Below are 13200 nucleotides of genomic sequence, written 5' to 3'. Positions count from 1 at the left end.
CCGAAAACGGTTCGGTCTCAACGCCTTTAGCGCACGGATCTTTGCTGAGGCATTGTCCTACCGAGTCGGTTAGGTGCGCTCCCTGGGCAGGGATTCGCCGCGGAAGAAGGCCGGAGATCGCAGGTTCCACACGATCATGAGCACGACGCCGGCGCCCAGGCCCAGCACGCCGACTACGAACGCGGTGCCGACTCCGAGGAGCGATCCGCCCGAGCCGGTGTCCGGGTCGGCCATCTGGTAGGCCTCGATGATGCCCACCGGAATGAGGACCAGCGCACCGATCGCGGGCAGGACAACCTGGCCCATCGCGGTGCGCCAGGAACGAAATGCGGTGCGCCAGAAGTACACCACCGCCGAGATCGCCACCACGGAGTAGTACGTCATGATCGCGATGCCCACGCTGTAGACCGAGTCCTCCACGACGCTGTCGCTGATCAGGTCCAGGGTGCAATAGATCGCCAGGCTGGTCAGGCCGATCACCCAGGTGGCGAACTTCGGGGTCTGGCTGACGGCGTCCACCGAGGCGAACCGGTCCGGAAGTGCTTTGTAGGTGGCCATCGACAGCAGCCCGCGTGCGGTGGGCATCACGGTGGACATCGTCGCGGAGAACGCCGAGAGCCCGACCACCAGCGCTGCGATCAGCGCCCCGCGCTCACCGATCGACGCACCGGCGAGCGTGGTGAATACGTCGTCGATGTTGTCCGAATTGGTCAGACTGGTCGCACTGTTCTCGTCGATGCCGGCGAATGCCAGTGCGGCGACGCTGAACAACACATAGGTGGCCACCGTGATCAGGATCGCGGTCACACCACTGCGTCCGGCTTGCGCGGATGTGCCGGAGGTCTCCTCCGACATCGCCAGGGAGGCGTCGAATCCCCAGAAGATGAAGATGGCCACCAGAAATCCGCCGAGCAGGCCGCTGAAGTCGTGAATGGCCAACGGGTTGAACCACTCCCACGAGAATGACTCCGCCGTCGCGCTCTGCTGCCCGCGGAACACGGCGGTTCCCATGATGACCGCGAACAGGGCCAGACCGCCGTACTGGACGATGGTGAGGAGCAGGGTGGTGCGCGACGACTCCTCGGCACCGCGGGCTACCAGCCAGGTCGTCGCCAGGATGAAAACCGTTGCAACCACGAGGTCGAACCAGACCGGGGAGTCGTCCATGCCGAGCCACACCGTGGCCGCATTGGTCAGGATTCCGGCGGCGCCGACGCCGGCCAGGATGGATGACAGCATCAGTGCGAAGCCGCCCATCCAGCCGATGTGCGGGGAGATCGCCTTAGAGCCCCAGGTGAACACGGTGCCCGAATCCGGTGCGGCGTCGGTGAGGTGCTTGTAGGCCAACGCGACGAAGTACATCGGAATGACGGCGATGATGAAGACGATCGGCAGCTGGTAGCCCGACTTGGCCGCGCCGTGGCCGAGCGCGCCGGTCAGCGAGTATGCCGGCGCGGTTGCCGCCAGACCGATGGCCACCGCGCCGACTAGGGATACCGAGCCCTGCTTGAGGCCCTTGGAGCGCAGGCCGTGCATCAAGGGGTCGACGATGCCCGCGTCGTCGGCCACGGCTACGGCTTGATCCGGATCGGACCGGACTTCCACAGCCCACTGCGGGTGGCGGTGCCCAGGTCGATGTGGGCGGGCTGCGCGTCGACGATGGTGTCGAACTTGCGCAGCGAGCCCCAGTCCCGGCCCCAGTCGTGGGACAGGTAGGTCGCCATGACTTCCTGGCGCAGCAGCAGATCGGTGATGCCCAGCAGTCCGCCGTTGCGGCCGTCCTCCCAGGTGTCGGTGCTGTCCCGCTTCGCGGCGTAGTCCGGGGTGATGCGGAACTTGGGTACCTCGGTGACGCCGTTGGCGTGCAGCATCGGCTGCTGGCAGGGGAAGGCGAGCCCGACGGCCCAGTCCATCAGAACCGGCTGGCTGGAACCGACGTACTCCTGCACCGAGCGCAGTTCGGGCACCCGGGGTGGGGTGACAGCGACCCAGTCGCCCTGCGACAGGGACCGGTCTTCGGCCACGATCCGGACGAAGGTGGCGTCGGCCGGCATCTCCGAGCGGGCGAAGCGCAGGTTGCGCCACGACGGGGCGGGGCCGAGGTCGTAGGGGCTGACCCGGCCGGCGGGTACCGGCGCGCCGTCGGGGCCGGGCTTGGCGTACTCCAGTTCCACGGTCTGGCCGTCGGTGTAGCCGTCGAGGACGCTGCGTCCGGCGATGGTGCCCGCGGCAGTGACGACCACCAGGGGATGGCCGCCGTCGTCGGGTGGCAGCTGGTACCAGGCCGAGTTGAGGATGGCCACCTGCTGCGGGCCGACGGCATAGCTGCCGGCCAAGGCGACCCGATTCGGGTCGAGGCCGTAGGGCAGCGGCACCGTGGATCCGTTGACGCCGGGGTTGGCCAGCTTGATCGGCTGGTCCCAGTCGTAGTCGGTTCCCGGTTGCGGGTTGGTCATCCGGATAGCCTCGGCGACAATGTGTTCCGGCACACCGTTCGGGCTGTAGCCGACGGGCGCAGTGCCTCCGAGCGGTCCGAGCGGGCCGTAGTCGCCAGGCAGAGGAGTCAGGAATCCGGCATTCGCGTCGGGTTCGACCATGACGTCATCGGCCAGGCCGCACCCGCCGGAGAAGGACCGCAGGTTGGCCCAGGCATTGGAGTAGGTGGGGTACTGGCGCACGATGCCGGCCGTCATCGACCCGACGAACACCACCACCATGAGGCCGGCGGCCAGTGGGATCGGCGCCGCGGTGACGGCCCGTGCGATGCGACCCTCCCCGCGGTCGCGGGTGCTGAAGTGCAGCCACACCGTGTAGATGCCGGATATCGCGAACAGCGCGAAGAAGACTGTGCTGACCGTGATTCCGGCGATGCGGGGCATCGCATTGTTGAACGGCACGCCGTAGCTCGAGACGTACCACCAGCCGTTGGTGGTGGCGAACACCAGGGACAGCACGAACAGAACCGCGGTGACCACGGTCATCCGGTTACGCGACCAGCGCAGCACCGCGGGCGAGGCCAGCACCGTAGCCAGTGCGGCCATGGCGGCGCCTACCGCGGCGAACAGGCCGAAGTGGTGCACCCACTTGGTGGGGGTGAACATCAGGAAGAACATCGTCGCGAAGATGACACCCATCAGTCGCCAGGCTGGGCCCCGGGCCACACCCGCAACCCGCTTGCGGCGCAACATGATGAACATCGAGGTGAACAGCGACAGCGCGGTGATCAGGAATCCGAACCGCCGCGACAGCGAGCCGTCGACGGTCGGCAGGATCAGGTAGTAGTAGCGCAGGTTCTCGGTGTACCAGGGCTGACTGGGCCCGATATCGGTGCGAATCCTGGTGGCTTCCAACACGGTTGCCAGCGTCTGGTCGGCGAAGACGACGGTCAGGATGATGGTGCCCGCGGCCAACAGCGGGAGGATCAGCGGCCAGGTGCCGACGATCGCCCGGCGGCGGACCAGGATTCGCAGGATCGGGCGACCACCGGCGATCAGGGCGGCCACCGCGATCAGCCCGGTCGGCTGGATGCCGAGGGTGAACGCGGCGCTGATGATGGCCAGTGCGGCCGGCGTGAGCCGCCCGGAGATGATGGCCCGCTCGATCAGCACGTAGGTGATCAGTGCGCCGGTGGCGATCTGGCCTTCGGGGCGCAGGCCGTTGTTGAACGGCATCCACGCCGCCATCAGCACCAGGCCGGCGGCCCACAGGGCGGGGCGGCTGGATTCGACGGCGGGCCCGAGCCGGGGGAGCACCTCGCGGGACAGCAGCAGCCAGCAGACCAGCGCGCAGATCAGGTCCGGCAGGCGCATCCAGATGCTGGCATCGCTGACGTGGGTCATCAATGCCAGCACGTTGTAGAACCAGCCGAACGGATCCTCGGGGCTGCCGAACCACCGGAAGTAGTTCGACATGTAGCCGGCATGGTCGGCGACGCGCGCCATCTGCAGGATGTAGCCGTCGTCGGATGAGTTCGCTCCGATGACGTGCCACACGAGGAAGCCCGCCACCACGGTGACGTCGACCGCGGTGAATCGGCGCCAGCGCTGCGGGATCCAGGAATGCATGCGGTGGCCGTCGAGGCGGTCCAGGCGCCACAGTGCGACCACCGCGACGACGGTGGCGAGCATGGCCAGCAGCATCGCAGCCAGCTTCAGCGCGGTCGGCTTGCTGGAGAAGCGGGTGTCGATGGTCGCCGACACGCTCAACCCGGGCGGCGCCGGGCCGGTCAGGTCGGTGAATACCCCGACGATCGCGGGCCGCAGGTTCGGGTCGGCGAAACCGCTGCGCTGCTCCTGCCCGCCGGTCAGCCCGACAAAGGTGGCGAACGTGCCGTCGGTGTTCGACGTGATCTCGATACGCGAGCAGCCGGCCATCCGGGCCCGCGGCACACTGGCGACGACGACGTTGCGGTCGGTGATGTCGACCCGCTGGCTCGTAACGTTGACGAACAGCGAATTCAGCGCCGCCTCTTTGCCTTTCTTCGGCGCCAACCCGAACACCGTGCCGCCCTGCGGCGGCAGTGACCGGATGAGCTCACAGGGCACCGTGGCGGTGAGCGACACCGGCGCCTGCGAGATCAGCGGGGCCGTCACGCTGTTCAGTTGTCCTGCCTGGGGCCAGTTCAGCGTCGCGGTGGTCTGCACCACCGGCAACAGTGGGGTGAGCACCGACAGCACGAAGCCGATCAGTCCGGCCACTGTGGCCACCCACCGGGTGACGGTCACGTCGCTCATGGCCCCTTTCATGGCAAGGCCCTGATCGGTCCGCTACGGCTCCAACCGAATACGGTCTTGGTGCCCTGGTCGATGACGGCGTTCGGCGCCTGCGAGGGCGGCACCAGCCGGATGTAGCGCTCGATGGCACCCCAGTCGCGGTACCAGTCGCCGCTCAGATAGGTGGGCACCGTCGAGGTGGTCAACAGTCCCTGGATGAATAGGAACGGACCGCCGGCGCGGGCCGACAGCCACATATTGCTCGACACCACCACCTGCTTGAGGTTCGGCAGGATCCGGTACTCCGGCAGCTCGGCGACGCCGAGGTGCTCCGAGAACGGGCGCTGGCACGGGAAATTCGCTGCGGTGGCGATGTCCATCATCACCGGAGTCTGCGAGCCGAGGAACTGCTGCGCGGTTTCCAGCACCGGCACCCGCGGTGGCGTGAAGCCGAACCACTGGTCGGTGCTCAGGTTCGGGTCGTCGGCGACGATGCGCGCCACGTTCGCTTCCGGCGGCGCCCAAGCGAGTGGGAATCGCAGGTTGCGCCAAGCCTTCTGGGCTATGACGTCGATCGGCTGCACCGAGTTCAGGGCCTGGAAGCTGCCGTCGGGGCGTCGCACACCCCACTGCAGCTTCAGCGACTGGCCGTAGTTGAACTGGCCTTCCTCGTCGTAGAACCAGATCGCGCCGGCGGCGGCCACGGTGACCAGCGGCCGGTCCGGGGTACGTGGGGGCAGCTGGTACCAGGCCGAGGTGGCCTTGGCGGCGACGGTGTTCTCGTTGAAGCTGCCCATCACCGGGGTGGTCGCTGGGTTGAGCCCGAACGGCAGGAACACCCGGGACCCGTTGACCCCGACCGGGCCGTAACCACCGCCGGTGCCGGCCGCGAAGGCGATGCCGGCGTTGGGCTTGTTGGGCGAGCCGTCGGAGTTGACGGTGCCCGGGTTGGCGACGAACGGTTCGGCGGGCTCGAGGGTGTCGCTGATCCCGTTGGGGGTGAACCCGATCGGGTTCTCCCCGCCCAGTGGTCCGTACTGGCCCCACTTCTGGCCCGGAACCGGTTGCAGCATCCCGGCATTCGGGTCCGGCTCGACCAGTACGGAGTCGGCCATGGCGCAGCTGTTCGCCGACAAGCCGGACTTCAGGGCTGACACGTTCGCCTCGGCGGTGGTGTACACCGGGTAGCGCTGGACGAAGGCCTTGGTCATCGAGCCCACTTCGAGCAGCACCATGACGACGGCGAACACCAGCAGCGGGGTGGAGGCCAGCACCCGGTTGCGGGCGGTGTTCTTGACCTCGGTGTGCCCGGTGTAGTCCATTCGGAAGTGCAGCCAGCCGGCCAGCAGACCGGTCGCGATGGCCAGCGCCAGGAACATCGTCGTCACCGGCTGGTGGGCGATCACCGGCTGACGGTCGAACCACGGCACCCCGTAGTTGCCGACGTAGAACCAGCCGTTGATCCCCGATGTCGCCCACGCCAGGACGAACAGCAGCGCGGTGACATAGAGCGCGAGGTTTCGCCTGCTGTGCAGGCCCACCCGGGCGAAGGCGAAGGCGGTGACGGCACCGAGTGCTCCGGCCAGCCCGGCGAAGGCACCGAACTGGACCGCCCACTTGGTGGGGGTGAACATCAGCAGCAGCAGCCCGATCGCGGTGCTGCCGATCAGCCGCCACACCGGACCGTTGGCAGCACCGGGGACCCGCCCGCGCCGCAGCAGCACCGCGAGCATCCCGAACAGGCACAGCAGCATGACCAGGACGGCGAACCGGCGGGTCAGCGAGCTTTCGACGTTGTCCTCGACGGTCAGGAAGTAGTAGCGCAGGAAGTCCTGATACCAGGCGATCGTCGGTCCGACGACGTACTTGATGCGGGCTGACTCGGCCACGGTCGCCAGCGTCTGGTCGCGGAACACGACGACGAAGATCACCGACAGCGCCGCGGCCAGCGCGGCCAGCGGTGCCAGCAGCCCGTCGGCGGTGCGGCGGGACCGGATCATCTGCGCAACGGCGCGCGCCCCCACCAGTAGCGGTGCGATGGCGATCAGGCCCTGCGGGGCCAGGGTCACGCTGAACACGGCGACGATGATGGCGATGGCGGCCGGCAGCAGCCGGCGGGTGGCGATCGCGTTCTCCACCAGGATCCACGCGGCCAGCGCGCCGAAGGCGATCAGCGGCTCGGGACGCAGGCCGTTGTTGAACGGAAGCCAGGCCGCCAGGAACACCGCCCCGGCGGTCCATACGGTCACCCGGTTCAGGGACAGGCGCCGGCCGAGGCGGGGCAGGACACAGCGGCTCAGGATCAGCCAGGTCCCGATCCCGGCGAGGGTGGCGGGCAGCCGCATCCACACCCCGGCCGTGCTGATCGCGGCGAGGTGGGTGAGCACCGACTGATACCAGTCGAACGGCGCCTCGGTCGTGCCGAAGAACCGGAAGTAGTTGGCGGTGTAGCCGGCGTCCCCGGCCACCCGTGCGATGGTCAGGTTGTAGCCGTCGTCGGAGGAGATGGCGCCGACCACATGCCAGACCAGCAGGCCGACGACCACACCGAGGTCGGCCAGCCAGTGCGACACGTCGACCCGCAGCAGGCGCCGCCAGCGGTCCGGCACCCGCCGGCCGGAGCGCCGGTCAAGCACCGCCAGGGCGGCCAGCGACGCCAGCACACAGACGATGCCCAGCGCCATCACGGCGGTCTTCAGCGCGGTCGGTGTGGTGATGAACCGGGTGTCGATGTCCACCCGTGCCGACAGACCGGGTTGTGCGGGTACCCGCAGGTCGGTGAAGATGCCGGCCACTTGGGGTTTCTTCTCGGGTGCCAGGGTGCCCGTCGCGCCGGGGATTCCGGTGAAGTCGGCGCCCACACCACCCGGACCGGCCCAGATGTGCAGGTCGCTGCACGCACCGGCGGTGACCGCCGGCCGCGGTGCGAAGGCGGCCACGGTGTCGCGGAAGGCGACGACGACGGTGGCGGCGTTGGCGCGGACGAACAGCCCGTTGCGGCTGGCGTCGATACCGTTCGGCGGGATCGTGGAGAACACCAGGCCGCCGTCGGCGGGCAGTGTCGCGATGGCCCGGCAGGGGATGGAGACGTCGAGGCTCTGCGGCGCGCCGGAGACCAGCGGTGCGGTGATGTCGCTGACCATGCCGTCGGCGCCCGGTGCTTGCGGCCACAGGATCGTGGCGGTCGTCTGCTTGACCGGCAGTAGCGGCACCACTCCGCAGAGCAGCACACCGAGGATGCCTGCGACGGCGGCGACGATCCGCGCGATCCGGAATTCCTCGGGTCTGTCGCTGGGCACGAGGCTCGATGTTAGGCGACGAAGTTGAGTCGGCTCGGAAGGCCTGCGGGCGGTTGCGCGAATCTCGACGGGATTCCGGGGATTGTCACGTGGGGCGCAGCGGCGCCGGGCTCCATAGCCCGCTGCGCGTGGCCGTGCCGAGATCCAGCCGAGCGGGCTGGGCAGCGGGATAGAACGGGTTGAGCCGTTGCAGCGCACCCCAGTCGCGGAACCAGTCGTCCTTGAGGTAGGTCGGCACCGTGACCGCGCGGTAGAGCAGTTCGCTGATGCCCAGCGGGCCGCCGCCGATGTTGTCCATCACCGGCGAGTTGGCCTCGGCGCCGAACCGGTCCGGCAGGATCCGCCACTTCGGCGGCTCGATCACGCCGTACTGATGGCTGAACGGCCGCTGGCACGGGAACGCCAGGCCGACCAGCCAGTCCAGCAGCACCGGATCCTGCGAGCCGACGACGTCCTGCAGGGTGCGCAGCTTCGGGATGCGCGGCGGCGTGACGGCGATCCAATGCTGTGGGGCCAGATCGTCGTCGGTGGCGACGATGCGGATCTGGGTGGCGTTGCGCGGGATGGCGGCCAGCGGCGCCCGGACGTTGCGCCACGCCGGCGCGGCGCCGATGTCGGCGAAGCCCAGCGCCCCGCCGGGTTTGCCGGCGGCCGCCTGCTGGTCGGTGGCCCATTGCACCTGGATCTCGTCGGGGTCGAAGCGGCCCGCAGCCGAGAGCACCAGCAGCGGTGACGACGTCCAGTCGGCCGGCAGCCGATACCACGCCGAGCGCAGCAGTGCGGGCTGCTGGACGCCGGCCCGCCAGCTGCCCATCACCGGGGTCCGGGCCGGGTCGAGGCCGTAGGGCAACCGGGCTCGCGAGCCGTTCACACCGGCGGCGGCGGTCGTGCCGCCTTCGGTGCCGGCCTCGCTGCTGGTGACCACGCCGTCGTCGTTGCCGGCCAGGCTGCCGCCCCCGGGCGGTTCCATCACCGGGTCGGCCGAGATGTCGGCCGGCACCCCGCCGGGGGTGAAGCCCTGCGCGGTCACTGCGGCCAGTGCAGTCCCGACCGGCACGCCGATCGGGCTGAGCAACCCCTGGTTCGGGTCCTCCTCGACCAGCACGTCGTCGGCCAGCCCGCAGGTCTTTCCGGTCAGCGCCTGCAGGTTCGAGCGGCCGACCGACCAAGCCGGCCACTGCTCGGTCATCCCCAGTGTCAGCGACAACACCTCGAAGATCACCAATGACCAGGCGACCACGGCCAGTGGCGAGCCGATCACACTCGACCAGAGCCGACGCTGATCGCGCGGCCCCTCGTCGCGACCGGAGAAGTGGAACCACGCCGCCAGCAACAAGGCCAGCACGGTCAACCCGAGCAACATCGTGGTGAAGCCGAAGTGCCACTCGGGGAATTGGTTCGACCAGGGCACCCCGAAGTTGGAGACATACCACCAGCCATTGACGCTGGCGAACGACAGCGCGGTGACGAACAGGACGAGCGCGCCGAAGACCGCTCGGTTACGCCGGGAGCGCAGCACGTGCGCGGTGACGGCGACCGCGGCTAGCGCCCCGAGTGAGCCGGCCAGCCCGGCGAACACGCCGAAGTGGTGCGTCCACTTGGTGGGGGTGAACATCATCGCCAGGAACGAGATGATCGTGATGCCGATGATCCGGCGACTGGGCCCGCCTGCGGTGCCCGGAATGTGCCCGCGGCGCAACATCATCGCCACCGACATGGCCAGCGCCACCAGCAGGGCCAGCACCGCGAAGCGGCGGGCGATCGATCCGTCCGGGCTGGCCATGAACAACCGCTCGTAGCGGATGTGTTCGTCGAACCAGCTCAGGCTCGGGCCGACGGCCGACTTGAGCATGTTGGCCTGGACCTCGCCGACAAGTGTCTGGTCCCGGAAGATCAGGATGATCGTCACCGTCGCCGCCGCCAGGATCGGCGCCAGCAGCGGCAGTAGGCCGAACTGGCGGGAACGGCGGTGCAGGATGGTGCGCAGCGGTCCGATCGCCACCAGCAGGGCGCCGATCGAGGCGATGCCGGTGGGGCCCGAGAACAGGGTCAGCGCGCCGACGATGCAGGCGACCGCAACCGGTAACAGCCGGCTGGTGGCGACCCCGCGCTCGACCGAGATCCAGGTCAGCAGGATGCCGATCGCGATGATCGGCTCCGGGCGCAGCCCGTTGTTGAGTGGCAGCCAGAACACCAGGAACATGCCGGCGGCGGTCCAGGCGGCCGCGCGGCTGGTCTTGACCGCGTGCCCGAGGCGGGGAATCACCTCGCGGCTGATGATCCACCAGCACGCCAGGGCCATCATCAGCGTGGGGAGGCGCATCCAGACACTGGCGGTGGTGACGTGCGCCCACAACGCCAGCAGGTCGTAGTACCAGCCGAACGGCGACTCCGGGGTGCCGAACCAGCGGTAGTAGTTGGCCATGTAGCCGGCGTGCTCGGACACCCGGGCCATGGTCAGGATGTAGCCGTCGTCGGAGGTGTTGGCCCCGACGAAGTGCCACCACACCAACACAGCCAGCACCACACCGTCCAGCGCGCTCAGCGACCACCAGCGCGGCGGCAGGAAGCGCCGGTGCCGAACGCCGTCGGCGGTGTCGAGGATGTGCAGCGCGACCAGGGCCGCGATGGTCAGCAGCACGCCGAGCGCCATCGTGACCATCTTCACCGCGGTGGGAGTGCTGCTGTAGCGGGTGTCGATGGTTGCCGACAGGCTCATGCCGGGCGGCGCGGGACCGGTCAGGTCGGTGAAGACCCCGACGATCTGCGGGCGGAAGTCGTAGCCGCCGCGTTCACCCTTCAGCCGGGCGCCGGGGTCGTCGCTGTCGGGGCCCTGGGTGAGGCCGACGAACTCGGCCGTGACCTTGTCGGCGTGGGCGGTGAAGGTGAGCTTCTGGCAGGCGGGGCTGAGCACCTGGGCCAGTGGCGCGACGACGACGGGGGTGTTGCGCACCACGACCACCAGGTCGTCGTTGGCGCGCTGGATCAACAGGCCCCGGTCCACCGCCTTGGGCGCCTGCTTGGGCACGGTGGACAGCAGCACCGTCTTGCCCGGCGCGTTGAGCCCGGCCGCGGCGGAGCACGGCACGTCGATGGTCAGGTCGGTTGCCACATAGCTGATCAGCGGTGCGGTGACGCTGTCGAGCACGCCGTTCTGGGGCCACGTCAGCGTCGCGGTGGTCTGGGTGACCGGCAGCAAGGGCGTGATGATGGCCAGTGCGGCGCCGAGCAGACCCGCGACGATGGCGACGATGCGGGCGGTCCGGTAATTCGCCCGCATCTCGTCCACGGAGCTAGATGGTAATTGGCGGGTCGAGGACTGCGTCGTCATGGATTCCGGACGGCCAGTACGAACGGGCCGATGGTCTTGACGGTGAAGTGCGGCGCGGTGAACAGGTTGCCGTCCAGTTCGACGGTGTAGCGGCGCACGTTGGGCTGGTTGGGGTAGACGTCCTCGGCCAATCGCAGGGTGTAGGTGTCCGACGAACCAGCCGGGCCGCCCCGGCGCATCACGAACACGGTCGGCGGCGGCCAGGGCAGCGCGTCGAGCGCCTTGACGAGTTGGTCGGCGTTCTTCAGGTCGGCCCAGGACTCGATGGCCGCTGCCCGCTTGTCGAACTGGGCCAACGGGTTGGCGTAGTGCGAGGTCAGGCCCTGGAAGCCGTAGTACGGGTAGTACGACAGGAAGCTGTAGTCGGCGGTCAGTACGACGGTGTCTTCCGGCGGCTTCCCGGTGACCTGGCGGATCGCGGTGTCGAGTTCGGGGTAGTACTTCTCGGCGCCGGGCGGGCGGCGGTCGGCGCGCTGACCGTAGCCGTCGGTGTCGGTGTAGGCCACGGTCAGGTCGGGGCGCAGCACGTCAGGGATGTCCTGGCTGAAACCGATGGCGCCGATGAGACCGATGACCGCCCCGACCGGCACCATGCGCGGGCTCCAGCGCGCCGCGAGCGCCAGGGTGACCTCGATGAAACCGAAGGCTCCCGCCGCCGACAGCAGCACGGTCAGCGTCGGCTGCAAGCGGAACGAAAGCAGTGTGGTGCCGGCCAGCGTGGTGAGCATCGACAGCAGGGACCAGGCGTAGATCGTGAGCACCCCGACGCTGAGCGCCGCGGCTCTGGTGGACGAGCGTGCCCGCCACACCAGCCACAGCGTGCCCAGCATGCACAGCGCGCCGAGCAGCGAGAACTGCAGCATCGGGAATGTCAGCACCGCGCCGTCGGCTGGCAGGTAGTGCTGGGCGCTGCCGGTGCCCGCCATCGGTTCGCGTGCGGCGCGCGCCAGGAACGGCAGCCAGGTGATCAACGCGATCGTCACCGCGATCACACCGATGACGAGCAGCCGCAGCAGCGGGTCGATGCTGCGTCGCGCAGCGGCCACCAGGACGGCCATCACGGCCACGGTGAATGCGGTGTAGCCCAGAAGCAGGGAGTAGAACGTGGCGGCCACGCCGAGGAAGATGCCGACGCCGACGATGGCGGCCCACCCGCCGCCGCGCGCTTTACCGAGAAGCCCCGACCACGCCAGCACCAGCACCGGCGGGATCAGCACGGTGATGATCGCCGCATACGGTTCCGGCGAACCGTAGGCCAGCGTGACGGCCGCGGTGGCAGTGGTGACGACGAGCGCGTATTCGAAGCGCACCAGCGCCGACCACAGCGCCATCGCCAGGACGACCGCGATGCCGATGGAGGTGATGGCCCACGGCTTGTACATCTCCCAGCCCGGTGTGCCGGTGAGGGCGGCTGCCCGGCCGCCGAGCCAGAACCAGCCGGCCGGGTAGAACGGCGGCAGACCGGTGTACGTCATGTCGTGCAGCGCCGGGCTCGCGGTGAGCCGGGTGAGGTACTCGGTGCGGAACTGCTGATCGACCGAGATGCCGAACAGGTAGAGGCGAGTCGCACCGAGCGGCATACCGAGCGTGACGACGGTGAACGCCGACAGACACGCCGCGGCGGTCAGCCGGGCGATCCACCGATGTCCCCGGCGCCACAGGACCGCGGTGGCCAGCAGCAGGACCAAACAGCCGACCTGGCCGACAGTGGTCAGGGCGTGCAGCTGGTTCGACGACGGGAAGGCCGGCCACTGGACGCGCGATATTGCGATCAGCGCTACCACCGAAACCACCACGGCCACAACGGCGGCCGCGATCATCTGGCCGATGGTGGCCAACGCGTTGCGCACGCGGGCTA

At 69.0% G+C, this 13200-nt stretch carries 5 protein-coding genes; all 5 read right to left on the bottom strand.

Annotated features, from left to right (window positions below; genetic code table 11):
- Positions 1–69 precede the first annotated feature (69 nt).
- The 5 genes from ACXDF8_RS00605 to ACXDF8_RS00585 all read right to left on the bottom strand — a co-directional run bounded on the left by ACXDF8_RS00605 (position 70) and on the right by ACXDF8_RS00585 (position 13192).
- On the bottom strand, positions 70–1569 hold the full coding sequence (locus ACXDF8_RS00605; protein WP_457221306.1) for an APC family permease: 1500 nt from the start codon (positions 1567–1569) through the stop codon (positions 70–72).
- A 2-nt stretch (positions 1570–1571) separates the two neighbouring features.
- On the bottom strand, positions 1572–4733 hold the full coding sequence (locus ACXDF8_RS00600; RefSeq protein WP_457221305.1) for an arabinosyltransferase domain-containing protein: 3162 nt from the start codon (positions 4731–4733) through the stop codon (positions 1572–1574).
- A gap of 8 nt (positions 4734–4741) precedes the next feature.
- Positions 4742–8011: an arabinosyltransferase domain-containing protein gene (locus ACXDF8_RS00595; RefSeq protein ID WP_457221304.1), complete on the bottom strand. Its 3270-nt coding sequence runs from the start codon at positions 8009–8011 to the stop codon at positions 4742–4744.
- 85 nt (positions 8012–8096) lie between these two features.
- The gene (locus ACXDF8_RS00590; RefSeq protein ID WP_457221303.1) at positions 8097–11342 is read right to left on the bottom strand and encodes an arabinosyltransferase domain-containing protein; all 3246 of its coding nucleotides are present in this window, start codon (positions 11340–11342) and stop codon (positions 8097–8099) included.
- Positions 11339–13192 carry a galactan 5-O-arabinofuranosyltransferase gene (locus tag ACXDF8_RS00585; protein ID WP_457221302.1) on the bottom strand — a complete coding sequence of 618 codons (1854 nt, stop codon included), beginning with the start codon at positions 13190–13192 and terminating at the stop codon, positions 11339–11341. Before ACXDF8_RS00585 ends, ACXDF8_RS00590 begins: the two co-directional genes overlap by 4 nt.
- Between the last annotated feature and the right edge of the window lie 8 nt (positions 13193–13200).

This window comes from Mycolicibacterium sp. CBM1 (genome assembly GCF_054073305.1).
This window is presented reverse-complemented; position numbering and strand designations above follow the sequence as displayed.

Coding starts and splice junctions, on each gene's coding strand:
- ACXDF8_RS00590 (WP_457221303.1), bottom strand. CDS start 11,342: ATGACGACGCAGTCCTCGACCCGCCAATTACCATCTAGCTCCGTGGAC.
- ACXDF8_RS00600 (WP_457221305.1), bottom strand. CDS start 4,733: ATGAGCGACGTGACCGTCACCCGGTGGGTGGCCACAGTGGCCGGACTG.